Here is a 25,178-nt window from a genome sequence, read left to right as displayed (position 1 = left end):
TAAGTATATTCAAGCCTGCATTTCGCTGATGCCGACTTGTTGCAGTGCCTGTGCCAGGTCGATCACCTGGCGATGCTCCCTCTCGTTGATCTGTTGCAATTGTTGCCCAAGGGTCGGTGCGCCAAAGACGCCACGCAGGCCCTGGGCCGCATCGCCGCCGCCCTTGATGGACTTGCTGTCGAACGCCTTGAAGCCACTATCGTTGCCACCGGTGTCGCGATTGAACAGGCCCGACAACGTGCTTGAGCCAAACACCCCGCCGTCTCCACCACCGAAGCCGAGGAAGCCATTGCCACTGCCGTCACCACTGCCATCGGTGCTGAACACCTGGGCGATAAAGCTGGGAGACGAGGCACCGTTGCTGATGAAAATGCGGCCGATCGGCGGCAGGCCTGCGCCCATTTCACGTTGCTCAAACAGCGGCGGGAAGCCGATGGATGAACCCAGGTCGCCAGTCGGGCGGCCGAAGATAATGGGCTGCAACGGCGCGTTCGGCGCGCCCTGAGGCGCAACCGGGTCGGTGACGCGAAACAGCGGGTCCCCGGTCAGTGCAAGGGTGTTGACCCCAAAGTTATTGGAGTTGGCAAAACCGCTGCCGGCGTTGCCTGCCAGGTCTGCCACCAGGCTGGTGTCGAGGGTGATGAAATTACTCGGGTCGTTGATATTCGCCGTCGGCGTCAGGGTCGCGGTCCAGGTCTTGCCACCATCGCTGGTGGCCAGGTTGGACAAGGTGCCGTTGGCGACGCTGAGGTCATCCAGGTCGAAGCCGGTGACTTTCTCGCTGAAGGTGAAGGTTACGGTCGTGGTCTGACCGACGACCAGGTTCGGGTTGGCGACCGAAATAGTCGCCGTCGGCAGGTCGCCGTCGATTGCGTAGTTATTGGAGATGGCAATGCCCGAGCCGGCATTGCCTGCGCCATCGCTGACCAGGCTGCCGTCGAGTACCACCAGGTTGGTGGCATCGGTGATGCCGGCGGTGGGGGTGAGGGTCGCGGTCCAGTGGATATTGTCGCTGGTGGTCAGGTTGGACAACACACCGTTGGCCACGCTCAGGTCCGACAGGTCAAAGCCGCTGACCGCCTCGGTGAAGGTGATGCTCACGGTGGTGGTCTGGCCGATCCCCAACAGGCCGTTGGCCACTGTAATAGTCGCGCCTGGACGCTGGGTGTCGATGCTGTAGTTACTGGAGGTTGTGGTGCCGCTGCCAGCGTTGCCGGAGGCGTTGACGACACCGCTGTTGTCCAGGGTGATGACGTTAGTGGTGTCGGTGATATTGCTGGTCGGCGTGAGTGTCGCGGTCCAGGTGATGCCACCGTCGCTGGAGGTGACGTTCGTCAGTGTGCCGTTGCTGAGGCTCAGGTCGGCATTGCTGAAACCGCTCACGGCTTCGCTGAAGGTGATGGTCACCGTCGAGGTTTCGCCAGCCTTGAGAGCCGTATCCGCCACTACGATAGTTGCGGTTGGCCGCACCGTGTCGATGGTGAAGTTGGCCGAGTGGGTCACACCGGTGCCGGTATTGCCTGCCAGGTCGGCGTAGCCGGTGTTGTTCAGGGTGATCAGGTTGGTAGTGTCGTGAACATTGCTGTCCGGGGTAAAGGTCCCGGTCCAGGTGATACCGCCGTCGCTGCTGACCAGGGTGCCCAAGGTGCCGTTGGGCACGCTCAAGTCGCTGCTGTCGAGGCCGGCCACCGCTTCGCTGAAGGTGATGGTCACCGTCGTGGTTTGCCCGACGAGCAGGCTCGCGCTGCCAAGCACAATGCTGGCCGTCGGCGCCACGGTATCGACGCTGTACGCATTGGAAACGGTATTCCCCGCACCGGCATTACCGGCACTGTCGCTGACCAGGCTGTTGTCCAGGCTGATGACGTCGCCGGCATGGGTGGTCGCGGCGTTCGGCGTCAGGGTTGCGGTCCAGGTGATGTTGTCCAGGGTGCTCAGGTTGCTCAGGGTGCCGTTGGGGGCTGTCAGATCGCCCAGGGTGAAGCCGGTCACGGCTTCACTGAAGGTGATGGTCACCACCGATGAACCCGCTGCATTCAGGGCGTCGTTACTGACCACGATGGTCGCCGTCGGCCGCTGGGTGTCGATGCTGAAGTTGTTGGAATCGGTACTGCCGATGCCGGTGTTGCCCGAGGCATTCGCCACGCCGGTATTGTCCAACACGATCAGGTTGCTGATGTCGGTGATGTTGCTGGTCGGCGTTAAGGTCGCCGTCCAGGTGATGCCGCCGTCGCCGCTGGCAAGGTTCGTCAGCGTGCCGTTGCTGATCGTCAGGTCGGCGCTGCTGAAGCCGCTCACCGCCTCGCTGAAGGTGATGGTCACCGTCGAGGTCTCTCCGAGCGCCAGGGCGCTGTCCGCCACCACGATCGTCGCGGTCGGCCGTACCGTATCGATAGTGAAATTACCCGAGGTGGTGGAGCCGGTGCCGGCGTTGCCCGCCAGGTCCGTATAGCCTGCGTTGTTCAGGCTGATGATATTGGTGGTGTCCTTGATGCCGCTGGTCGGCGTGAACGTTGCGGTCCAGGTGATGCCGCCATCGCTGCTGCTCACCGCGCTCAACGTGCCATTGGGCACGGTCAGGTCGCTGTTGTCGAAACCGTTCACCGCCTCGCTGAAGGTGATGGTCACCAGCGAGGTTTCACCCGCCGCGAGCACCGGATCGGCTATCACGATGGTCGCGGTCGGCCGTTGGCTGTCGATGGCATAGTTGTTGGAGTCAGTGGTGCCGGAGCCGCTGTTGCCAGCAATGTCGACCACGCCGGTGTTGTCCAGGGTGATCAGGTTGCTGGCCTGGTTGATGCCCGCCACCGCCGTCAGGGTTGCGGTATAGGTGATGTTGTCGCTGGTGCTCAGGTTGCTGAGGGTACCGTTGCTGACGGTCAGGTCGGACAGGTTAAAGCCGGTCACCGCTTCGTTGAAGGTAATGGTCACCGTTGACGTGCCACCGACGCCCAGGTGCTCGTTGGCCACCACCACGGTGGCGGTCGGGCGTTGGGTGTCGATAGCGAAGTTGTTGGAGTCAGTGGTGCCGCTACCCACATTGCCCGACACCATCGCCTGTACGCCGCTGTTGTCCAGGGTGATCAGGTTGGTGGCGTCGGTGAGATTGTTGCTCGGGGTGAAGGTGGCGGTCCAGGTGATGCCACCGTCGCCCGTGTGCACCGCGCTCAGGGTGCCGTTGGCAATGGTCAGGTCGGCATTGCTGAAACCGGTGACCGCCTCGCTGAACGTGATGGTCACCAGCGACGTGCCACCGATATTCAACGCGGGGCTGGCTACCACGATGCTGGCGGTGGGTAACACGGTGTCGATGGTGAAGTTGGCCGAGGTGGTACTGCCGGCACCCGCGTTGCCGGCAAGGTCAGCGATACCGGCATTGGCCAGGGTAATGGCATTGGTTGCGCTGCTGGTGTTCGTGCCTGGCGTGAAGGTCGCGGTCCAGGTGATGCCGTCAGCGCTGCTCAAGCCGCTCAGGCTCCCGTGGCTGGTACTCAGGTCGCTCAGGCTGAAACCGCTTACCGCTTCGCTGAACGTGATGGTCACCAGCGAGGTTTCCCCGGCCGTCAGTGTCGGATCGGCGACGACGATGGTCGCCGTCGGACGCTGGGTGTCGATGCTGTAGTTATTCGAGCTTGTGGTGCCGGTGCCGGCATTGCCAACAGTGTCACTGTAGGCTGTGTTATCCAGGGTGATCAGGTTGGCGGTGTCGGAGACGCTCGCGCTCGGGGTGAAGGTGGCGGTCCAGGTGATGCCGCCGTCGCTGGTACTCACCGCCGTCAGCGTGCCGTTGGCAACGGTCAGGTCGGCGTTGCTGAATCCGACCACGGCTTCGGAGAAGGTAATAGTAACCAGCGAGGTGTCGCCGATTTTCAGCGAGTCGTTGGCGACCACCACGCTGGCGGTCGGGCGCACGCCATCGATGGCGATGTTGTTGGAGGTGCTGCTGCCGCTGCCGGCGTTGCCCGCCCCATCCTGGACACCGGTATTGTCCAGGGTGATGTGGTTGCTCGCGCTGACGACAGCCGCGGTCGGGGTGAAGGTCGCGGTCCAGGTAATGTTGTCGCTGGTACTCAGGTTGCTCAGGACGCCGTTGCTCACCGTCAGGTCGGCCAGGGTGAAACCGCTCACGGCTTCGCTGAAGGTGATGGTCACCGGGGAGGTCTGGCCGATCCCCAGGTTGGTGTTGCCGAACACGATGGTCGCGGTAGGGCGCTGGGTATCGACGGCATAGGTATTGGAGTTGGTGCTGCCGCTGCCGGCGTTGCCCGCACCGTCGGTAATCAACGTGTTGTTCAGGGTGACCAGATCACCACTGTGGGTAACCCCACTGTTGGGGGTGAGGACGGCCGTCCAGTGGGTGCCATCGACCTGGACCAGGTTGCTCAGTACGCCATTGGATGCGCTCAGGTCGCTCAGGTCCAGATCGTTGACCGTTTCGCTGAAGGTGATGGTCACCTGGGACGAACCGCCAATGTTGAGCGCGGTGTTGGACACCACGATGCCCGCGGTCGGCCGCACGGTATCGATCACGTAGGTGTTGGACGTGCTGGTGCCGGTGCCCGCGTTGCTTGCGGTATCGGTATACAGCGTGTTGTCCAGGGAGATGCTGTTGCCGCTGCTGTCGTTGCCGGCCGCCGGGGTCAGGGTGGCGGTCCAGTGAATGTTGTCGCTGGTGGCCAGGTTGCTCAGGGTGCCGTTGGTTGCCGTCATGTCCGACAGACTGAAACCACTCACTGCCTCGTTGAACGTGATGTGCACCTGGGACGAACCACCGACTTTCAACGCCGGACTGTCGACCACGATGGTCGCGCTCGGGCGTTCGGTGTCGACGGTGTAGCTGTTGGACGCGGTGGTGCCGATGCCTGCCAAACCCAGCGACTGGCTGGTGACACCGGTGTTGTCCAAGGTGATCTGGCCGGCACTGCTGGCGACGTTCGCGTTCGGGGTGAAGGTCGCGGTCCAGGTCTTGTTATCGCTGGTGGTCAGGTTAGTGAGAACCCCGTTGGCAGCTGTCAGGTCAGCCAGGGTGAAACCGTTGACGGCTTCGCTGAAGGTAATGGTCACCTGCGACGTGCTGCCGATATGCTGGGCTGGGGTTGCAACCACGATGGTTGCGGTCGGGTTCGGCACATAGGCATTGTTCGACGTACCGCCGATATCGTTGAACAGGCCATTGACCGCCGTCGGTTTGTTGCCGGCCGTGCCGGCACTGGCCAGGCCTCCATTGCCGCTGGCGCCGGAGTTGGCGCTACCGCCAAGGCTGGCGAAGTTGGCCGCCGTGATCAGCACCGAACCCTTGTTCCAGATTGCGCCGACGCCCAGGCCACCGTCTCCGCCATTGGTGGTGCTGCCGCTGTTCAGGGAGCCACCACCGCCGCCACCGCCGCCGGCACCGATGTTACCGGTAATCGCCGAGGTGCCGATGATGGTCAATTTGGCGCCAGCGGCGTTGTAGATACCGCCCGCAGCACCACCCCCCTTGCCGCCGAGGGCGTTCCAGCCGGCACCGCCGCCACCGCCGCCGATCGATATTCCGCCGACGGACGCAGCGCCGCCGGCGCTGCCGTTGGAGTAGCCGTAGGGGTTGGTCGAGCCGGCTCCGGCGCTGCCCGAGCCGCCCTTGCCGCCCATCACCGCCAGGTTATACCCGCCTCCCGTACCGCCCTGGTTGGCCGAGCCAGCGGCGCCAGCGTAGTTGCCAGTACCACTGCCGGTGCTGCCGCCATGCCCGCCGATGCCGTTGCCCAATGCCCCGCCACCACCCCCGGCGCCGCCGACCGCGCCACCGGTGACACCGCCACCGCCACCGCCACCGGAAGCCGCGTTTGCCGTGACGCTGACGTTTCTCAGCGTCAGGTCGCCGAAGTTGCTGAGCCCCGCGCCCAGCGAGTTGCCCGCGCTGGTACCGCTGCCGCCATTGCCACCGTTACCGGCAATCAGGCCACGGGTAATCACCAGGCCGTCGAAGGTCACGGTGGTACCGCTGTTGACCTGGATCACGCTGGTCTTGTACTGCCCGTCCAGGGTTACCTCGGCAACGCCGTCATTGTTCAGGTCGCCGTCGAGGGTGATGTTCTTGGTGACCACCAACTGGCTGTTCAACAGTACGGTCATGCCGGTGTTGAAGGTCACGATGTCGCCGTTCTGCGAGGACGCCAGCGCCGCGCGCAGGGAGCCGACCCCCGAATCATTGCCGTTGGTCGCGGTCCAGGTCGCCAGGCCCCATTGGTAATCGTTCATTACCTGTTGCGACAGCAGGGGCGTGCTTTCGATGGCGCCGGTTGCGATTTCCAACGTCCAGTCGCCGCCCAGGCCGGTGCGGTTGGTGGAGGCCGCAATGTCACGCCCGGTGTACTGCGCCAGGGAATCGACGAAGCTCACGCCGCGCTCGCCTTCGGCAGTGTTGCAGGCGTAGATCAGGATATCGCCGCCCACGTTCATGTCTTTGCCGATCTGACCCAGCACATCGGCGCGCGCCGCGACGTTGTCCGCCGACAGGTACGTGCTGCCCAGCCACAAATCACCGGTATTGCCGTGGGCAATGATCTCCACGGTGCTCACGCCCTGGTGGCTGCCCAGGTAATCGGCGATCTGTTGCAGGCCGTCCTTGCTGCCGTCCAGCACCACAACCTGAGTGCCGGGAGCGACGCCCTTGAGCAGGCTGTCGAAGTCCTTGACCCGCGAGTCGACAAACACCACGGCCTGGCCGGGCACGGCAACAGGTGCGGTCGCCGGGGCGGCATCCGCCTGGCCATGGGTGTCCTTGGCAGCAGTGGGCTGGTCTGCGGTGGGTGGCTTGGCCGCGTCCACGGTCGAGTGGTTATCGGCCGCCGTCGCCACAGTCGCCGCCACGGCGCCGTCGAACAACATGCGCGGTTCCAGGGACATGATCATGGGCGAACCCAGGGACCGGGCTACGGCTGTTGCCCGCGCTACTCCACGCGACTTCTGTTTATTCCACCACATGAGACTCACCCGGGATCGAACGTCTGAAACTCAGGAAAAAACCGCGGTCAATGACTCGCAGGGTTGTTTTTGATACGAATCACATTGGCGGCGCTGGAGGCACCATCCAGCCAGAACGACAGCTTGGAGTACTGTTCGAACAAGTCCGGCGGCAAAATCGTGGTGCGTGTCTCGAAGGCCACCTTGCGCTTGACCTTATGCAGCCCGGCCACGCCCAGGGCTTCATCGAAGGCCGGGGCGTCATAGGCGAGGTTGTCGAAGTCGTGCTCGAACCAGGGCTCGCCGATGAACTCGTAGACCAGGCGCAGCACACGCTCAGGCGCCTGGCTCAGCAGGTCGTAGTCGATAATCAGCAAAGAGTCGGCCTGTTCGCCGTAATAGGCTTCCTTGAGCGCCGCCCAGGCAAACCCCACTAGGCGATTACGCTGGGCCAAGGTTTCGACCCGGCTGTAGACGGTGTTGCGCTCACCGTCATCATTGAACAGCTTGGTGTTCTCGAAAGGATTGGCGCGGTACAGACGCTCGATGCTGTCCATGACCCAGGCGACATTGCGCACACAAGCGATGACCTTGGCCTGGGGAAACAAGTCGCGAATAGCCGGGAGACGAGCGGACCACTGCCGATTGGTGTCGAACACCACGGACTTGTCGACCTGGTCGGCGTAATAGGCGTCGAACAAACCGCCCAGCAGGCGGCGACGTACATCCGTGTTGATGACCGCGCCAAACTCACTGCCGGCACTGCACTGGCCAAGTACACCGGCAAACAGCGCACCGACAGGGCTGGTCATGCCCGCATGAAAACGCGGATTCTGTAAAAGAATGGCGGACAACAGGGTCGAACCGGAACGCGGCAACCCGGAAATGAAGTGAAAACGGCTCAATCCTTTCACCCTTACTGGCAGTCCTTTGTAGGACAAAGCGTAGCGTAAGGAATCATTTCCAACCAATATTACTTTGCCATCAATTGGTTTAATTCGACATAAATGCCCTTTATTTTCGGGGCTTTGCGATATATCCGACGAACGACAGCTACCGCGTCTCAGGGCCGGGTGCAGGTGAGATGACACACCTCATATAAAACTGCCTGGGTATCCCCCCCTGCATGCTGGTCAATGGCTCGCCAATTCTTCGGAATCGAGGGGAACTCGTCAGGGGCCACCCGGCTCATCACCAGCCATACCCGGCTGTTGCCAATGGGAAGATCGTTCAAGTCGTCCAGATAAACCCCGGCGTCGGGCTCGATCAAGGTACCGAAGCCGTAGGCATTGGGCCGGGTTGACGCACCATTGGCCGCCGGCGGGGTGTAGAGGCGGGGTGCGGTTGCGCTTTTATCGTAATAACCCCAGGTGAGGTACCAGAACATATCCCCCAGGACTACCTGGTCACCGGCCACGGTGTGTTGGTTCATATAGTCGACCATGTTGCTGAATTGATCATCGGGGTCGACCGTGTAGTTGTTCTTCAGCCCCACGACCGAAGCGCCCAGTACCACGGCCAGCAGCACTGCCGCCAAGGTTCTGTGGCGCAGGGCCAGGCGGTCGATGGCCAACGCCAGGGCAATCGGCAAGCCCAGGGCGGGCGCGGTCAAATAGCGGTCGATAAACACCGGCGAAATAAACGATATGGCAAACACCAGCAGCACCGGCAAGGTGCAATAGATCACCACCAGCGTGGCGAAGCGGTAGCGACTGCGGTCGTTCCACAGCACATAACCGAGTACCGCCGTGATCACCGTCGGCAACGTGAGCAACAGCCACGGCGACATGGTTTCTCCATCATCCAGCGCCAACAGCTGCCAGACCATCGACGGCAGTGAACGCCAGGTGACCGGCAACTCCCACCCCACATCGTTGCCGGCCTTCAGCTCGTCCATGTGCAGTACCAGGTCGATCAGCCCGGGCAGCCAGGGCGCAAACAGCAGCACAATCGCGACGTTGGCCAGCCACCAGTCGTGACGGCCGATAAAACGCTGGCGTGCACCAGGCACGGGCCCGAGCAGCGCCACATACAGCCAGTGGGCAAGCACACACAAGGCGGCGAAATAATGGGTGTAGAACGCCGCCGTCATCAGCAACGCGTAGACCACCAGGTAACGCGAACGCTGCGGCGCCTTCACCCAATACACCAGCGCGAGGGTCGCCCCCAACAGCCAGACACCCAGCAACGAATACATGCGGATTTCCTGGCTGTAGCGCACCGCCGTGGGCAGCAGGGCCAGCAGCAGGCAGGCCAGCAACGTGGCCCGGCGCGTGGCGATCAGGTGCACCAGCCAGGTGCCGAGAAACACCGCGGCCACCCCCGGCAGTGCGCTGAGCAGGCGGATCGACAGGATGGAATCGCCAAACACCGCGATCCAGCCGTGCAGCAGCATGAAATACAGCGGCGGGTGCACATCGTGGGCCGCATGGAACCAGATGCCGGGCAACGCGTAATGGGCCAGCAAAAGGCTGGAGCCTTCATCGCCCCAGATCGCCGCCGCCGTCAACTCATAGCAGCGCACCCCCAGGGCCAGCGCCAGGAGCGGCAGTAACCAGGGTTCGCGAAGCAATTGGAAAAGAGAGCGTGCAGGTGGAACAGGCTGACAAGTGCTCATTGTTTCATCACGACTCGGAACGCCCATTACCACCCTCTGGAATCGACAGCAGCACCCGGCTGGGTGCTCGAACGCGCTGATTGTAGGCCGAAAGCAGGCCCAGCGGCCGGTGTAATCCCACCCCTACACCACAGCGAGGCCAAAAAGCGGACGAAGTGCGAACCCGCGTCTAGGCTGTGGGGCGGTGCGCCAGGTTTGCATCGCGCGGCGTATCTCATCCGACACTTGGCAGGAGAGGTTTTCATGGAAGTTTTTCTCGGTACGGTTCAGATGTTCGCTTTCAACTACGCCCCCAGGGATGGGCCTATTGCAATGGCCAGTTGGTATCGATCGCGCAAAACAGCGCACTGTTTGCCTTGTTGGGCACGGTCTATGGCGGTGACGGCCAGAACACTTTTGCCCTACCCAACCTGCAAGGCCGTGCACCGATCCACATGGGCAATGGCGGCGGCCTGACGCCACGGGTCATCGGTGAAGTCGGCGGCACCGAAAAGTCGAGCATCCTGAGCGGCAACCTTCCGACCCAACTGATCCCCACCACCGGCCTGACGGTCACCACCACCATCAACCTGGCCAACGAACCCAGTGCCGCCGCCACCACACCAACCAGCACCAATGCCTACATCGGCGCCTCCAGCACGGGGGGCCCAGGCTCGGCGGCGATCTACTCCGACAAACCCGGCAGCGCACCCGTCGCCCTCAAAGGCGCCAGCAGCACCTTGGGCGGCAACTTGACGGTTCCAGGCGGCAACCAACCGTTGCCAACAATGGCACCGTACCTCGCGCTGAATTTCAGCATCGCCCTGACAGGGATTTTCCCGCCCCGCCCGTAAACCGCTCCAACACCGGGGCAAACACCCCGGTGCCCGCCGCAAACATCGGAGACGCCCCATGCTGCAACAGGTCTGCAACGAACACTTCCAGCCCCTGATCAACCAGTCCTGCCCGCTGCAACTGCCCGATGGCCGAGTGCTGCACGTGCACATCGAGGCCGTCGACCTGCGCCCGCAATCGCGCCTGCCGGACAACCCCCGCACGCCCTTCAACGTTACGCTGCGCAGCCTTGCGCCCACGGATTTCGTCGATGGACTGTGCGCCCTTGCGTTACCGCAACTGGGCACCGTTGAAGCCATTTTTGTCTCACGGGAGCCGGCCATGGGCCGCGACCCGAACCTTGGCTATTTCAACATTGTGTTCAACTGAGCCCCGGGTACCACACCAGCCGCTCGGCCCCCGGCACGGTTTCCTCGACGCGAAACCCCAGCGCCAAGTAATGCTGGCGCGCACCGGGGTTGCTGGCCCACACCACCGTCGCCACCGGACAGCGCACTTGGGCGGCGGCTTTTTGCACGCCTTGCAGCACTGCGCGGCCAAAACCCTGGCCGCGCGCAGCGGGGACAAATGCCAGGTAGAGCACGCGCACTTCATTCGCACCGAAGTCCGCCGTCAACACGCCGATCGGGGTGTCGAGTTTCTCCACCACGTAGTGCATCGCTCCCGGAAAATGCTCGGCGATCCCCTGTTCCTGAACCTGATACTGCTGGGCGACAATCTGCTCGATCACTTCGGGATCGGCGTCGACCCACTGCAACTCCGGCCGTGCGCTGCGGTACAGGTTGTGCAAAAACGGCGCATCGGTGGGCCGTGAAGGGCGCATGGATAAACCTGCGCACGACGAACTGTCCAGCATTGATCATGCTCCTTGGATCAAAAACCACTTTCGCGTACACCCAACGCCGCCATGCGCCGCCAGGCCGTCCCCAGCAATGATTCACTGCGCCCCTGCAAAACCACCACACCGCGCAGTGGATGGGGGGGCGCCGGCGCGTCGTCGAGCAGTTTCAGGCGCGCGCCATACTGCGCCTGCACCGGCTCCGGTCGACGGCTCTCGTCACGGCGTACGGCAATCGGCCCGTGCTGGTCCGACGCCAAGGCTTCCTGGTCGAGGACGGCAACGCCGTTGGCATCCACGTCCAACAGTTCCACCGGCCACGCCGGGCGCATCGGGTCGTCGGCGATAAACCGCCCGCCGGCACCCGGCGCCACGCGCCACAGGTCCGCCTCAGCCAGGTAACCGCGCAGGCGTGTGCCGCCTTCGACAATGCGCGCCAGTGGGTCACGGGTCGACACCCAGCGGCCAGCCACCAGTTGCGGCATCAGGTCACGCACCTGGCCGGCCTCGGGTGCGCGCAGTAGCAGGCGCTCACGCCGGGCCTGCAAGCCGCGGTATTCGGCGACGGCTTCGGCCAGACGTTGCTCCAGAATGCCGACATCTGCCGCCGTTTCGCTGCGTCCGGCCTGGCGGCGCATCTGTAATTGCAGGATGTCGATTTCGCGGCGCACGATCAGCAGCCGCGAATCAATGTCCGGCGACTCCAGTTCCACCAGCACCGCGCCCCGCTCCACGCTTTGGCCATCGACCACATTCACCTGCTTGACCCGCGCCGCCACCGGTGCATGCAACGCCGTGACCCGCGCCGCCTCAAGCATCGCCGGCACCTCCACGCTGCTGCGCCACGGCACCGCCACCAGCAACAACAGCGCCAGCAGCCCCAGACCCGTCACCAGCACACGCGGGGTATGCGCCTGCTCACGCCGGGTCCACCACTCACGACCTTCCTTGAGAATCGGCAGGACGATAAACCAGCCCAACTCCACCACCATCAGAAAGGTCCCCAGCAGCTTGAAGAACAAGTGGTAGACCGCCAGCGCGATCCCGAAGAACAATGCGGCGCGCCACAGCCACGACAAATAGCCCCACCACAACAGGCGCCGGCGCATGGCGGGCGACCACGCCTCCGGCGCGGGTTCGCCGTAGCCGAACAAGGCCTCGCGCAGACGCCAGCGACACAGGGCGAAGGCGCGTCCTTGCAGGTTGTCGACCTCCCATAGATCGCTGATCAGAAAATAACCATCAAAACGCATGAATGGGTTGAGGTTGACCACCAGCGTGGTGATCCACGTCGCGCTGGCGAGCATGAATGCGGCGGTGCGCGCCGGCCCGTCCGGCAGCAACGACCAGGCCAGCAAGGCGATGCAGGCCAGCAGCAATTCGGCCATGACCCCACCGGCACCGATCAGCAGCCTCGCCTTGCGATCGTTGACCCGCCAGGCATCACTCACATCGGTGTAGAACAACGGCAACAGCACCATGAACGCCACGCCCATGCTCTGCACCCGACACCCCGCGCGCTTGGCCATGAACGCATGGCCGAATTCATGGCACAGCTTGGCGAAGAACAACGCCACACCAAACGCGAGGGCACCGCCGAGGCTGAACAGATGGGGAAAGGTCGCCAGGAACCGCTCCCAGTCACGGGACACCAGAAACACACCGAGCCCGAGCGTCGCCGGCAACCCGTAGCGCAACAGGCGCGGGCCAAATCGCTGCAGCCACGGCCAGGCACGATTGAGGAAGGCGTCGGGGCGCCACAGGGGAATGCGGAAAAACAGGTATTGGTGCAACGCTTTTTGCCACAGGCTCTGGCGTGATGCGGCGGACTTCAAGACGTAGCTGGCGCGCTGCTGCGGGTCCAGCGCGGCGATCAGGTCATGGGCGCGCAGAAACGCCAGCAACTCTTCGAGCTCTGTCTCACCCAACTTCAAGCCCGGCTCGCAGTTAGCCGCGTGCAGCACTTGGGCCGCATCCCCCAGCGCCCAATGACGCAGCAGGCGCATGGCCTGGGCGCCCAACTTGAAGTAGCGGCCGCGCAGCGGGTCGGCCAGGGTCCAGCGTGGCGAGCCGTCCAGGGCCGGGGCAGCAGCGGTCAGCTGCAGGTCTTCGCGCAGGCCGGGCAACCCCATTAAAGGCCCACGCTTTGGCGCAGCCCGGCCAAGGGGCGACGCAGCAGGTACAGGGCCAACGGCGCGCGCTGGCCAAACAGCTTGGCGGTACCGCGCAGGCCGATGCGCGGTGGGGGCGATTCGTTGAAGGCTGCGTCGACCCGATAGGCCAACTGCCCGGACGGCGTCGGCTGCGCTTCATAGGCGACGCGCTCGACCCGAGCGGCATAGCGTTGCAGCGGGTCACTGTCGAGAAATAGCGCCACCTCGGCGTCCGTCGCCAGGGCGATGGCGTCACCCACAGCCAACTCGATGCGCAGTTCGGCCTGAGCAGGGTCGGCAATATCCATCAGCCGCTCGCCGGTCTGGATCGGCTTGCCGGTCCAGCGCTCGGCATCGGCGAACACTGCGATGCCATCGCGCTCAGCGCGCACTTCGCTGCGCTTGAGCAACTGTTCGGCATAGTTGCGTTCGGCGCGCTTTTGCTCGACGCGGGCGGCGAGCAAATCGATTTTCGAATTGGACTCGGCATCGGCGAACGCCCGTTGCGCGTTGGCCTTCAATTCGGCTTCCGCCACCCCCAGCGCACGCTGGGCCACATCGGCCTGGGCCTTGAGGGTGGTGCTTTCAAAGCGCACCAGCAGATCGCCACTTTTCACCGCCTGGTTGGGCTTGACCAGAAACTCGGCAATCACCCCATCCAGCGGTGCAGCGACCACCCGCCCCCCCAGCGGCACCACTTGCGCCGGTGCCAGCACTGACTGACGCACCGGAATCAACAGCCCCAGCACGACCGCCGCCGCCAGCAGTAACTGGCGCTTGCGGGTAAACCGCAGGCGCCACGGGCGTCGGGGCTGCAAGGCCAGCCAGGCGTGGCTATAGGTATCGCCCAATTGCGCAAGCAACACCTGCTCCGGTGGGCTCCAGGGCGTATCGCGAGCCAGCCAGACGCCGCCGAACACCTCGCCGTGATGATCGAGCAATGGCAGCCAGAACACGTGGGGCGCCGACAGGCTTTGCCAGTCCTCACGCACTGCCGTACTGAAAGCCTCTATCGGCAGCACGGTCGCAGGTGCAGACCGCCCCTGCTTGAACGCTTCGGCTACGGCATGCTCGACAAACGCCACAAACGGCGCATTCGGCTCGACCATGCTCACCCCGGTCACCGCACGCACTTTGCCGGCGATCAACAGCGCAGCATGGCGAAAGCCGAACAGCGCCTGCCCATCGTTCACCAGACTGTAGGCCAATTGATCGAGGGTGCGAGCGGCGCGGGTGAGGCGTTCAAGGTCAAGGAACCGGGCAAAGAAACGCTCGGCGCTACCCGTCATGGGCGCATTCACTTAAGTGCCTCGAAATGCGCGGTGCCACTCATGCCGGCCAGCAAACCCTCGGCCTTGGGCATGCTCGCTACCAGCAGCAGCGTCTGGCTGCCTTCATCAATGCGCGCACCGAGGCGTTTGACCGTGGCGCTGAACGCTTGGCCGGTTTCGTCGGGGGTGAAACTGAAGGTCTGCCCGGGCTTGAGCTTGCCCATCCAGCGCGACGGCACCAGCAGGTGGATTTCCAGGCTGCGGTTATCGACGATTTCCAGCAGCGGCGCACCGGCCGACACGCTTTCATAGCGCTGGACCTTGCGCTGTACCACCTGGCCGTCATACGGCGCCAGCACGCTGCAGCGCTTGACCTGCACCTGGTAGACCTGGGACTGGGCCTGGGTTTCGGTGAGTTTGGCTTCGGCGCGGGCCACTTCGAAGCGCCCGACGGAGTTCAGCGCAGCCAATTGCTTGTTATGGGCCAGTTCTTCACCAGCACCGCGGCTGGCCGCCGAGGCAGCATTGAGTTGGGCCTGGTAGGCCGAACAATCAAAACGCGCCAGGGTGTCACCCTTCTTGAAGGATTCGCCTTCGCTGAACGGCAGGTCGACGATGCGCCCGGATAATTCGCTGGCCAGCATCGCCTGGTCGCGGGCACGCAATACGCCGCGCGCCTCACTGTCGTTGCTGACGTTCGCCGCAGGCGGATGATCCAGTAATGGGTCGTCAGCCATTACCATCGGCGCCGCAGCCATCAGGCAGGAAAAACTCAATATCCATCCATGCCACTGCTTCATACACAAAGTTCTCCCTAACGATGAGCGCAGTCTAGGGCAGCAAGATTAAATTGCCACTACCCTCAATCGGACAAATCTACGATTTGTGTAGGGCTTCACCGACGCGATTGTCAGATCAAGCTATGATTGCCGCCCTCCAAGGACCCAGGATCAAGGACACGTCATGCGCATCGGTTTTCTCTCCCCCCTGGCACTGGCCCTGCTGGCCGGTATTTCCCAGCAGGCCCAGGCCAGTTCCGACGATTCGTGCTACCCCGATTGGCGTGTCTCGCGTGACAGCCTCGACCCTTGCAACAACGTGCCGTTCCTGAGCCCGGGCAATGACAGCCGGGCCAACCTGCGCCTGTTGCTGGCGGACAAAAAGGCCGCGCCGTTGGCGCCCAAGGCGTTGAGCGAAGATGACCTGGCCCAGGGTTTCGGCCCGGTGCCGTTCCCGGTGTATCGCCTGGCCGCTGCCTCCAGTGCAGAGACCGAGCCCGACTCGGACGATTCGCCTACCGCTGAGCTGGACACCCTGCTGACGCCCCTGGGCATCAAGCGCGAGGCGTACAAAACCGCCGGCGAAGCCTTCCTCAATGGCGAAGGCAGCCGCTGCCGCAGCAACGACGATGACAGCGCCACGGCGTTTATCCGCCAGGTGGTCAAGGCCGACATGCCGGCGGCCGAGCGCGCGCTGCTGGCGAAGGCGCGGCTGCAACTGCTCACCACCTGCACCTGGGATGGCCCGGTGATCGCCGAGCCGCAGCAGATCCAGTCAGCCGACGGCCAACTGTTTCGCACCTACCTGCAAGCCGCCGCCGATTTCTACAGCGGCCGCTTCGCCGAGGCCGCGCAAGGCTTTGCTGGCGTCGGCAGTACACAGTCGCCGTGGCTGAAGGAAACTGCGCTGTACATGACCGCCCGCACAGCGCTCAACCAGGCCCAGGCCGACACCTATGACGAAGACGGCGTGCCGCACCTGGACCGTGTGGATAAACCCGCATTGGCCACGGCCGAGCAGGGCTTCAAGGCCTACCTGAAGACTTATCCACAGGGCGAATACGCGGCCTCGGCCCACGGCCTGCTGCGCCGGGTGTACTGGCTGGCCGACGACAACACCCAGCTCGCCGACGCGTTCGCCTGGGCACTGACGGCCACCGACGAGCAGCGCAATGTGTCTGAGGATGAGCTGGTAGAAGAAGCTGATCTCAAGCTGTTGATGGTCAACAGCGATACCGTCAAGACCCCGATGATCCAACTCGTCAGCGACCTGATGGTGATGCGCGGCGGCAACCAGCCGGCCCTCAGCCGCGCCGACCTCGAGAAGCAAAAAGCCGCGTTCGCCAGCGAGCCGGAGCTCTATGAGTACTTGCTGGCCGTGTGCGCGCTGTACATCGAACATCAACCGGATGCCGCCTTGAAGCAGTTGCCGCAGAGCGTGCCGGCAAGCCTCAACTACTTCGCCTTCAGCCAACAGACCCTGCGCGCCCTGGCCCTGGAAGCCAAGCAGGACTGGAAAGGCGCCGAAGCGCTGTGGCTGCAACTGTTGCCGCTGGCAAAACTGCCGCTGCAACGCGACCAGCTGGAGTTGGCCCTGGCCATGAACTACGAGCGCAGTGGCCAGTTGGCCAAGGTGTTCGCCAGCGATTCGCCGATCAGCGCCAAACAAGTGCGCTACATCCTGCTGCGCAACATCGCCGGGCCTGAACTGCTGCGCCAGCAGATCGCCCAGGCGAGCGATCCGCTGGAACGCCAGACCGCGCAATTCGTGCTGCTCTACAAAGACCTGCTGCACGGCCAGTTCGCCACCTTCGCCGAAGACCTCAAGCAGCTGCCGGCCCAGGCCCCCGAGGACAAGCTGGGCACCAGCCTGGGTTATGTCTACAGCGCCAGCCAGACGCTTAAGCTGTTCCAGTGGAACGGCGACAAGGCCGAGTCCGGCTACGCCTGCCCGAGCATCGCGCAAACCGCAGCGACCTTGCAGACCGACGCGAAGAACCCCCAGGCCCTGAACTGCTTCGGCGAATTCATCCTGCGCAACAACCTGGACGGCATGCCTCTGGAGCAGGCCCGCGCCGCCGGCAGCCTGGGCAGCACCGCTTCGGACTTCAAGGGTGAAACCTTCTCGCGGCTCGACGGTTACCAGCAGGTCATCGGCAACGCCAAGGCGCCGAAAAACGACAAGGCCTACGCCCTGTTCCGCGCCATCAACTGCTACGCGCCGGCCGGCTACAACAGCTGCGGCGGCAAGGACGTCGAACCTGCCGTGCGCAAAGCCTGGTTCCGCCAACTGAAAAGTGGTTTCGCCGACACCCAGTGGGGCAAATCGCTGCAGTACTACTGGTGAAACACCTGTGGCTGGGCATGCTGTTGCTGGCAAGCCCGGCATTCGGTGCCGTCGATGCCCGCGACTACGACGCCTTCTGGCTGTGGAGCGGCGTCACGCCACAGCCGGTACTCAAGCAGGCCAAGACCCTGTACATCCTCCAGGGCCAGATCAACGCCACCCGCCGCGCGCCCCAGCGCGGTGTGCAACTGATCGCCCAAGGCATCAGCGTACCGCGCCTCACCCGCGGCGACGTCTGGGTGGTCTACCGCGCCCACACCCTGCACTGGCCCGAACAGGTCTACACCCAACTGCTCGGCCAGGTACAACGCTGGCGCGACGCAGGCAACCCGGTGGTCGGCATCCAGATCGACTTCGACGCCCGCACCCAATACCTGCACGAATACGCCGACTTCCTGCGCGACCTGCGCCAGCGCCTGCCGGCCGATCTGAAACTGAGTATCACCGGCCTGATGGACTGGAGCAGCAACGCCGACCCCACCGCCATCAGCCAGCTCAAAGGCGTGGTGGATGAGGTGGTGGTGCAGACCTATCAGGGCCGCCAGAGCATCCCGGATTACGCGGCGTATCTGCCACGGATGAACCGGATGGGGCTGCCGTTCAAGATCGGTTTGATTCAGGGTGGAGAGTGGGAGGAGCCAGGGTATTTGCAGGGGAGTGAGTGGTTTCGGGGGTATGTGGTGTTTTTACGCAATCCTTGATGGATGCTTGCTCGCGAAAACCTCAGATTGCCGCGAGCATTCAGAAAGACCCGCGTCATCGTTAACGTTTTTCGCGAGCCAGCTCGCTCCTACATTGGAAGGTGGTTACCAGTCATAGGTCAGGCTGGACACCACCGTACGCCCTTCCCCGTAGTAACAATCCAGGTTGCTGGTGCACTGCGAGACATAGGTCTTGTTGGTGAGGTTCTGCACGTTCATCGCCAGTTTCACGCCCTTGAGCTTGAGCGGCGAAGCGCCCAGGTCGTAGTTCAGGCTGGCGTCATAGACGCTGTACGACGGCACGCTGAACGCGCCTTCGTAGTAATCGCCCAGGCTTTGGCGCGCGTAGCGCACGCCCAGGCCGGCACCGAGGCCGGCGAGCGGGGTGTCGCCGAGTACGGTGTAGTTGACCCACATCGACGCCGTGAGCGGCGAGATGCCAGCGGGGTGGCGGCCTTGGCGGCCTTCTTCGTCCTTGGTGTACTTGATGTCGTTGCGCGCGGCCGAGGCGATGATCTCCCAGGCGTCGCTGAGGGCGGCCTTGGCTTCCAGCTCTACGCCGCGGGAACGCATGGCGCCGCTCTGGGTACTGAAGGTGTCGTTGGGGTTGGTGGTGAGCACGTTTTCCTGGTCGAGCTGGTAGACCGCGACCTGCACGAAACTCTTCTGGCCCGGCGGCTGGTACTTCATGCCCACTTCGTATTGCTTGCCGGTGGAGGGGTCGAACGGTTTGCGCTGGGCGTCGGTACCGGTCAGCGGCAGGAACGATTCGGAATAGCTGACAAAAGGCGCCAGGCCGTTATCGAACAGGTACACCAGGCCCGCACGGCCGGTGAAGGCTTCGTCCTTGCTGGCGAAGCGGGTGCCTTGCAGCGGCTCCTTGTTCACCACGCTGGCCCAGTCATAACGCCCACCGAGCACCAGGGCCCACTTATCCAGTTTGATCTGGTCCTGCACATACAGGCCGGTCTGGCTCAGGGTGCGGTCCCAGCGGTACGGTTGGCCGAAATTCAGGCGCTGGCCGTAGACCGGCTTGAACAGGTCGATTACCGGTGGGTTGCGGTCATACAGGCCATGGAACAGCGAGCCGGAGTGGTAGTAATCCAGGCCGACGATCACCGTATGGGACAACGCACCGGTGTCGAATTCGGCCTGGGCGATGCTGTCCACGCCAAACACTTTGTTGTTCTGCGCCCAGTCCACGCCGAAGCGCTGCAGGTAGCGTTGGTCCTGCACACCGGTGGCCGGGTTGGCGACGAAGCGGTAGCCGTGCAGCGGTGCGGTATAGCGGTCGTCCACTTCGGCGTAGCGCGCGTTCTGCTTGAGGGTCCAGGTGTCGTTGAGGCGATGGGAAATCTCGTAGCCCAGCACGTACTGCTCGCGGTTGTACTGGTTGACGCCGGGCTCGCCGATAAACACATCGCGCTTGATCTTGCCGTTGGGGTTGGCCCACAAGGTGCCGGACGCCGGCAACCCTTGGGCCTCGGGCACGCCCTTGTCCTTCTGGTATTGGGCGAACAGCGTCACACGGGTGTCGTCGTTGGGGCGCCAGGTGAGGCTGGGGGCGATGAACTGGCGTTTGTTCTCGACGTAGTTGATCTCGTCCTGTCCGTCGTTGGCCAGGCCGGTGAGGCGGTAGAGGAATTGCCCCTGTTCATCCAGCGGGCCGCTGAGGTCGATGGCCGCACTCTTGTGCTCGTAGGTGCCGGCTTCCAGCACCACCTGGTGCACCGGGGTTTCGCTGGGGCGCTTGCTGACCATATTGACGATACCGCCCGGCTGGTTCTGCCCATACAGCACTGAGGCCGGGCCCTTGAGCACTTCGATGCGCTCCAGGGAGTAGGGCTCGATCTGCAGCGCTCCACCGGTGCTGCCGCCGCCGTAGGGCAGGTGCAAACCGTCAAGGTACAAGGGCGTGGGGGTGAAGCCGCGCGAGGTGGGTTCGTCGAATAACTTGACCCGGTCGGCAAAGCCACCGGCGGTCATGCCCGGGGTGTAGAGCAACGCCTGGGTGACGCTCTGGGCGCCGCGAGCCTTGATCTCGGCGGCGGTGATCACGTTGATGGTCTGGGGGATTTCCACCAATGCCGAATCGGTCTTGCTGCCGGACGCACTGCGCGTGGCGACAAGGCCGTCCACCGGGCCCCAGGCGCTTTCCTCGGCCTGCTGGGCGCTGATCTGAGTCGCGCCGAGCTGCAACGGCCCGGCGGATGGCATCGCCTGCAACGACCAACCGCCCTGGGCCTGCACCGCCACCAGGCCGCTGCCCGCCAGCAGCCGCTCCAGGCCGGACCCGACGCCATAACTTCCCAGCAGGCCTGTGGTGCGCTTGCCTTGGGTAAGAGAGGCATCGACCGACAACAAGATGCCCGACGCACTGGCGAACTGGTTCAAGGCCTGATCGAGACTGCCCGCCGGAATGTTGTAGGCACGCAGCGCTTCGGTGCTGTCTTCGGCATGCACCTGGGTCGGCAGCAGCGGCACCGTCGCCAGCAGGCTGACAAACAGGCCACGGCGCAAGGCGCGGGCCAAGGGTTGGATTGGGTGGTGCGGCATTGCAGGACTCCCCGTGAGAACGCTTCTTGATTGGCTTTCAAGAGGTATCCCGAACGGGGCGCGCAAACCGACAAGCATCGATAAAAAAATTTTCAGGCCCGTGCCTTGATGGTCACCCAGTAGCGCGTCACCGACTGCACCTGCACCGGCAGCGAACGCTCCAGGGCCGCGAGGATCGCGTCGGTATCGTTCAACGGGAACACTCCCGTCAGCAGCAGGTCAGACACCGCCTGATCACAACGCAACAGGCCTGGACGATAGCGGCTCAGTTGCGCGACAAACTCGCCCAATGGCTGGCGCTCGGCGATCAGCCGATGCTCGGTCCAACTGCTGGCATTGGCACTTACCGCAGGCAACGCCGAGCTTTGGCGCGAGTTGAACCACAGGCTGTCGCCGGCATTCATCTGCACCGCCGGGCCCTGCAACGGGGTGACCCGCACGCGGCCTTCATACAGGTCGACGCGGCTGCCATCGGGCAGTTCGCACACGGCAAAACGGGTGCCCAGCGCCTGCACGTCACCGGCCGGGGTTTCGACGATCAAAGGGCGCACCGGGTCGTGGCCGCTGGTCAACAGGATCTCGCCACGGATCAGGCGAATGCGCCGCTCGCTGGCGCTGAAACGCAGGTCCACTGCACTGTCGCTGTTGAGGTCCAGGCGCGTGCCGTCGCTGAGGGTCATGTGGCGAATCTCGCCGGTGGTGGTGCGGTAGTCGGCAAAGGCTGCCTGCCAGGGTTCGCTGCGCTGCACCAGGTAGCCGCTGCCACCCGCCACCAGCAGCAGGCCGAGCAGTTTCAACGCGGCGCGGCGCTGGGTGTCCGGGGTGTCGCGCAACACCGCACGGGCGCTGTCGATGGGCACGCTGCCAAGGGTTTGTTGCAGGTGCTGCAGACGTTGCCAGGCGCGACGGTGTTCCGGATCCGCCGCCTGCCATTGCACAAACGCCTGGCGTTGCTCGCCTTGCAGCTCGCCGCTCCAATGCAGCATCAGCCATTCGCTGGCTTGCTCGACAATGGCCGGGGCGATGGGGGCGTCGGGCCTCATTCTGCGTACGCCACCTGGTAACAGGCGACGATCGCGCGGGTCATGTACTTCTGCACCGAACTGACCGTGACGCCCAGGCGCTCGGCGATCTGCGCGTAGCTCAGGCCTTCGAACTGCGAGAGCAGGAACGCGCGGCGTACGTTGTCGGGCATGCGGTCGAGCATGGCGTCGATCTGCATCAGGGTTTCAAGGATCAGCGCACGGGTTTCCAGGCTCGGCGACTCGGGCTCGGGCAGGTGCGCGATGCTTTCCAGGTAGGCGCGCTCGATACGCAGGCGGCGCCATTGGTCGATCACCAGGTTGCGCGCGATCTGCACCAGGTAGCTGCGGCTTTCCTTGTCACCGGGGTAGCGACCGGAGACCAGTAGGCGCAGGAAGGTGTCCTGCGCCACATCGGCGGCGTGTTCGCGGTCGCCCAGGCGCTTGCGCAGCCAGCCTTGCAGCCAGCCGTGATGGTCGCGGTACAGGAGGTGAAGCTGTTGCTGGCCGTCAGTCGCGGTGTCCATGAAAAGCTCAGATACATTATTGAGAGCAATTATCATTACACCTTGTTTCGCGGCTGGCAAAACTCTTTGTGGTTCAGCGCTCCGCGGTTTGCAGCGGATACACCGATTCCCACCCCCCGCCCAACGCCTTGTACAAGCCGACCATGGCCAACGACACGCTGGTAGAACTCTCCACCCACTGCTCCTGCGTGGCCAGCAGCGCGCTTTGCACGGTGAGCACGTTGACGAAATCCACCACACCTTCAACGTATTGGTGCTGTGCGGTGGTCAGGGCGATCTGGTTCTGGCGCACAGCTTCGGCGAGGCTGTCACGACGCAGTTGGCTGGCGTTGTAGCGGGTCAGTTGGTCGTCGATTTCATGCCAGGCGCGCAGCACGGTGTGCTGGTAGGCCAGGGCCGCTTCCTGTTGCTGGGCTTCGCGCAGGTCCAGCATGCCTTGCAGGCGGCCGCCGTTGAACAGCGGCAGGCTCACTTGCGGGCCGAAGGCAAACGCGCGGGAGCCCCAGGAGCCGAAATCCGACAGTTGCATGGCCTGGGAGCCGAGGTTGCCGGACAAGGTGATGCGCGGGTAAAAATCGCCCTTGGCCACGCCGATGCTGGCGGTGGCGGCGTGCAGGCGCGCCTCGGCCTGGCGGATATCCGGACGGCGTTCGGCGAGTTCCGACGGCAGGCCGATGGCGACCTGGCGTTGGGTCTGCGGTACGGCGGCGTCCTTGGACAATTGCGCGTGCAGGGCCTGGGGTGGCTCGCCCATCAATAGGCTGAGGGCGTTGATCAACTGGTCCTGGCGTTGCTGCAGATCCGGCAGGCGCGCTTCGATAGCGGCGACCTGGGCGGCGGCTTCGGCGACGTCCAGGTCGGTGGCCACACCGTCAGCCAGGCGCAGTTGCGAGAGCTTGAGGCTGTGGCGGGCGACGTCGAGGTTTTGCTCGGTCACCGCGCGGGTGTTCTGTACGCCACGCAGCTGGATGTAGTCCTGGGCGGTCTCGGCCAGCACGGATAACAACACGGCGCGGCGGTCGTTTTCCGCCACTTGCAGGGTGGCGTCGGCGGCTTCGGTTTCGCGTTTGACCCGTCCCCAGAAGTCCAACTCCCACGACGCCGAGAAGCCCGCGTCCCACTGGTTGAACGCGGAACGGCCGTTTTCGCCGGAGGGGTCGTTCAAGCCTTTGCCGCTGTTGCGTTTGCGCTGGTAGGCACCCGTGGCGTCGACAGTGGGATAGCGCTCGGCGGTGGTCACCTGGCGCACCGCGCGGCTTTGTTGCAGGCGGCTGCTGGCCAGTTTCAGGTCGAGGTTATCGGTCAGCGCGCGGCGCGTGAGGGCCGACAGTTGCTCGTCGTGGAACACGTCCCACCAGCGCTCTTGCAGCGGATCACTCACTGCTCGGCTGGCGGCTTGTCGCCCTTGAGGTTCGCTCCACCGCGTGGCTTGCGGCGTGTGCGGGCGCTGAAAATCCGGCCCTACAGTGCAGGCACTCAGACTGATAACACTCAGGGTGAGCCAGGCAAGGCGTCTCATTGCTGGGCCACCTCACGCTGCGGCGCGACCGGCTGGGTGTCGACGCTGGCCTCGACCGACATGCCGACCCGCAGGCGCTCGGTCAGCGGTTGGTTGGGTTCGAGGACGATTTTCACCGGGATACGCTGCACCACCTTGGTGAAGTTGCCGGTCGCGTTGTCCGGCTTGACCGATGCGAAGGTCACACCCGTGGCAGGTGCGAGGCTCTCCAGGTGGCCGTTGAGCAGCTCCCCGTCGAGGCTGTCGACCCGCACCTGCACGGCCTGGCCGGCGTGCATATGGGACAGCTGGGTTTCCTGGAAATTGGCGACCACGTAGGCCTCGGCCAACGGCACCACCGCGAGGATCTTGCTGCCCGGGGTCACATAGGCACCGACCCGCACCGCGCGCTCACCAACCATGCCATCCACCGGCGCGACGATGCGCGTGTAGGACAGCTGATAACTGGCCATTTCCAACGCGGCCTGGGCACGCTTGAGCCCACCTTCGGCGGCATCGCGCTGGGCCGTGAGGATTTCCACCTGCTTGCGCTCGGCCGCCAGCACCGCCGTGGCGTTAGCCAGGCGCGCGGTGGCCTGGTCGATGCGGGTCTTGGCTTGCTGGGCGTTCTGCACGGTGCCCGCGCCCACGCCGGCGAGGTGGTTGTAGCGGTTCAGTTCATGTTCGGCGAAGGCGACTTCGGCGCGGTCTGCCGCCACGGTGGCCTGGGCCTGGGCGATCACCGAGGTTTGGCGCTCCAGGGTCGCGGTGGCGTTTTTCAGCTGGGCCTGGGCGACCAGGGTGTCGGCGTCGGCGGCCTGGGCGGCGGCGCGAAAATCGCGGTCGTCGATCAGCGCCAACAGTTGGCCGGCCTTGACGCGCTGGTTGTCTTCCACCAGCACTTCCTTGATAAAGCCCGCCACACGTGGCGCCACCAGGGTGAAATCGGCGGCGACGAAGGCGTCGTTGGTGGCCTGGCGCTTGTTGCCCAACAGGCCGGGCGCGACCAGGTAGACCAGCACGCCGACGGCAAACACGGCGATAACGGAGACGGCGATTTTGTCTTTGCGTTTCATGGGAAGTCCTTGTG

General features: G+C 64.0%; 15 protein-coding genes and 1 pseudogene. 4 read left to right on the top strand and 12 right to left on the bottom strand.

All coding sequences use genetic code 11. The annotated features are described in order from the left end of the window. Window positions 1–9: 9 nt before the first annotated feature. From NIBR502773_RS16050 to NIBR502773_RS16040, 3 genes are all read right to left on the bottom strand, one after another. Window positions 10–6,966, bottom strand: coding sequence for an Ig-like domain-containing protein (locus tag NIBR502773_RS16050; RefSeq protein ID WP_141156418.1), 6,957 nt, complete (start codon window positions 6,964–6,966; stop codon window positions 10–12). Window positions 6,967–7,013: 47 nt separating this feature from the next. Next, a complete protein-coding gene (locus tag NIBR502773_RS16045; protein WP_083236473.1) occupies window positions 7,014–7,859 on the bottom strand; it encodes a sulfotransferase in 846 nt (281 codons plus the stop codon). A gap of 149 nt (window positions 7,860–8,008) precedes the next feature. Continuing rightward, on the bottom strand, window positions 8,009–9,562 hold the full coding sequence (locus NIBR502773_RS16040; RefSeq protein WP_257227951.1) for a glycosyltransferase family 39 protein: 1,554 nt from the start codon (window positions 9,560–9,562) through the stop codon (window positions 8,009–8,011). A gap of 243 nt (window positions 9,563–9,805) precedes the next feature. Between NIBR502773_RS16040 and NIBR502773_RS16035 the strand changes: the two are divergent. Together NIBR502773_RS16035 and NIBR502773_RS16030 are read left to right on the top strand one after the other, a co-directional pair. After that, window positions 9,806–10,395, top strand: a pseudogene (locus tag NIBR502773_RS16035) (phage tail protein). 58 nt (window positions 10,396–10,453) lie between these two features. Continuing rightward, window positions 10,454–10,765, top strand: a complete 312-nt coding sequence (locus tag NIBR502773_RS16030; RefSeq protein WP_065941008.1) for a hypothetical protein — start codon at window positions 10,454–10,456, stop codon at window positions 10,763–10,765. Here NIBR502773_RS16030 and NIBR502773_RS16025 read toward each other — a convergent pair. The 4 genes from NIBR502773_RS16025 to NIBR502773_RS16010 are packed head-to-tail and all read right to left on the bottom strand — an operon-like array spanning window position 10,758 to window position 15,416. After that, a complete protein-coding gene (locus tag NIBR502773_RS16025) occupies window positions 10,758–11,252 on the bottom strand; it encodes a GNAT family N-acetyltransferase (RefSeq protein ID WP_115487799.1) in 495 nt (164 codons plus the stop codon). The genes NIBR502773_RS16030 and NIBR502773_RS16025 overlap by 8 nt on opposite strands. Window positions 11,253–11,269: 17 nt before the next feature. Further along, the gene (locus NIBR502773_RS16020) at window positions 11,270–13,366 is read right to left on the bottom strand and encodes an efflux RND transporter periplasmic adaptor subunit (protein ID WP_141156416.1); all 2,097 of its coding nucleotides are present in this window, start codon (window positions 13,364–13,366) and stop codon (window positions 11,270–11,272) included. Further along, window positions 13,366–14,688: an efflux RND transporter periplasmic adaptor subunit gene (locus NIBR502773_RS16015; protein WP_115487797.1), complete on the bottom strand. Its 1,323-nt coding sequence runs from the start codon at window positions 14,686–14,688 to the stop codon at window positions 13,366–13,368. Before NIBR502773_RS16015 ends, NIBR502773_RS16020 begins: the two co-directional genes overlap by 1 nt. Further along, window positions 14,685–15,416: an efflux RND transporter periplasmic adaptor subunit gene (locus NIBR502773_RS16010; RefSeq protein WP_371914634.1), complete on the bottom strand. Its 732-nt coding sequence runs from the start codon at window positions 15,414–15,416 to the stop codon at window positions 14,685–14,687. Before NIBR502773_RS16010 ends, NIBR502773_RS16015 begins: the two co-directional genes overlap by 4 nt. A 205-nt stretch (window positions 15,417–15,621) precedes the next feature. Here NIBR502773_RS16010 and NIBR502773_RS16005 point away from each other — a divergent pair, with 205 nt between their 5' ends. Beyond that, on the top strand, window positions 15,622–17,784 hold the full coding sequence (locus tag NIBR502773_RS16005; RefSeq protein ID WP_141156415.1) for an outer membrane assembly lipoprotein YfiO: 2,163 nt from the start codon (window positions 15,622–15,624) through the stop codon (window positions 17,782–17,784). After that, on the top strand, window positions 17,781–18,485 hold the full coding sequence (locus NIBR502773_RS16000; protein WP_065941002.1) for a DUF3142 domain-containing protein: 705 nt from the start codon (window positions 17,781–17,783) through the stop codon (window positions 18,483–18,485). Before NIBR502773_RS16005 ends, NIBR502773_RS16000 begins: the two co-directional genes overlap by 4 nt. A 105-nt stretch (window positions 18,486–18,590) precedes the next feature. Here the strand turns inward: NIBR502773_RS16000 and NIBR502773_RS15995 are convergent, their stop codons facing one another. The 5 genes from NIBR502773_RS15995 to NIBR502773_RS15975 all read right to left on the bottom strand — a co-directional run bounded on the left by NIBR502773_RS15995 (window position 18,591) and on the right by NIBR502773_RS15975 (window position 25,164). Beyond that, window positions 18,591–21,041 (bottom strand): TonB-dependent siderophore receptor, encoded by a 2,451-nt coding sequence (locus tag NIBR502773_RS15995; protein WP_141156414.1) that lies wholly within the window; start codon window positions 21,039–21,041, stop codon window positions 18,591–18,593. Window positions 21,042–21,133: 92 nt separating this feature from the next. Further along, window positions 21,134–22,084, bottom strand: coding sequence for a FecR domain-containing protein (locus tag NIBR502773_RS15990; RefSeq protein ID WP_141156413.1), 951 nt, complete (start codon window positions 22,082–22,084; stop codon window positions 21,134–21,136). Continuing rightward, window positions 22,081–22,590 (bottom strand): sigma-70 family RNA polymerase sigma factor, encoded by a 510-nt coding sequence (locus NIBR502773_RS15985; RefSeq protein WP_027608065.1) that lies wholly within the window; start codon window positions 22,588–22,590, stop codon window positions 22,081–22,083. Before NIBR502773_RS15985 ends, NIBR502773_RS15990 begins: the two co-directional genes overlap by 4 nt. Window positions 22,591–22,663: 73 nt before the next feature. Next, window positions 22,664–24,109: an efflux transporter outer membrane subunit gene (locus tag NIBR502773_RS15980; protein WP_141156412.1), complete on the bottom strand. Its 1,446-nt coding sequence runs from the start codon at window positions 24,107–24,109 to the stop codon at window positions 22,664–22,666. Beyond that, window positions 24,106–25,164 carry an HlyD family secretion protein gene (locus tag NIBR502773_RS15975; protein ID WP_092358600.1) on the bottom strand — a complete coding sequence of 353 codons (1,059 nt, stop codon included), beginning with the start codon at window positions 25,162–25,164 and terminating at the stop codon, window positions 24,106–24,108. The genes NIBR502773_RS15980 and NIBR502773_RS15975 overlap by 4 nt, the downstream gene beginning before the upstream one ends. Window positions 25,165–25,178: the final 14 nt, after the last annotated feature.

The sequence above is a fragment of the Pseudomonas sp. NIBRBAC000502773 genome (assembly GCF_006517195.1).
Classification (GTDB): Bacteria; Pseudomonadota; Gammaproteobacteria; order Pseudomonadales; family Pseudomonadaceae; genus Aquipseudomonas; species Aquipseudomonas marginalis.
The sequence above is the reverse complement of the archived record's forward strand: the minus strand, read 5'-3'. Positions and strand labels throughout refer to the sequence as shown.

Coding starts and splice junctions, on each gene's coding strand:
- NIBR502773_RS15995 (WP_141156414.1), bottom strand. CDS start 21,041: ATGCCGCACCACCCAATCCAACCCTTGGCCCGCGCCTTGCGCCGTGGC.
- NIBR502773_RS16010 (WP_371914634.1), bottom strand. CDS start 15,416: ATGGCTGCGGCGCCGATGGTAATGGCTGACGACCCATTACTGGATCAT.
- NIBR502773_RS16040 (WP_257227951.1), bottom strand. CDS start 9,562: ATGAGCACTTGTCAGCCTGTTCCACCTGCACGCTCTCTTTTCCAATTG.
- NIBR502773_RS15980 (WP_141156412.1), bottom strand. CDS start 24,109: ATGAGACGCCTTGCCTGGCTCACCCTGAGTGTTATCAGTCTGAGTGCC.
- NIBR502773_RS16005 (WP_141156415.1), top strand. CDS start 15,622: ATGCGCATCGGTTTTCTCTCCCCCCTGGCACTGGCCCTGCTGGCCGGT.
- NIBR502773_RS16050 (WP_141156418.1), bottom strand. CDS start 6,966: ATGTGGTGGAATAAACAGAAGTCGCGTGGAGTAGCGCGGGCAACAGCC.
- NIBR502773_RS15990 (WP_141156413.1), bottom strand. CDS start 22,084: ATGAGGCCCGACGCCCCCATCGCCCCGGCCATTGTCGAGCAAGCCAGC.
- NIBR502773_RS15985 (WP_027608065.1), bottom strand. CDS start 22,590: ATGGACACCGCGACTGACGGCCAGCAACAGCTTCACCTCCTGTACCGC.
- NIBR502773_RS15975 (WP_092358600.1), bottom strand. CDS start 25,164: ATGAAACGCAAAGACAAAATCGCCGTCTCCGTTATCGCCGTGTTTGCC.
- NIBR502773_RS16020 (WP_141156416.1), bottom strand. CDS start 13,366: ATGGGGTTGCCCGGCCTGCGCGAAGACCTGCAGCTGACCGCTGCTGCC.
- NIBR502773_RS16030 (WP_065941008.1), top strand. CDS start 10,454: ATGCTGCAACAGGTCTGCAACGAACACTTCCAGCCCCTGATCAACCAG.
- NIBR502773_RS16025 (WP_115487799.1), bottom strand. CDS start 11,252: ATGCTGGACAGTTCGTCGTGCGCAGGTTTATCCATGCGCCCTTCACGG.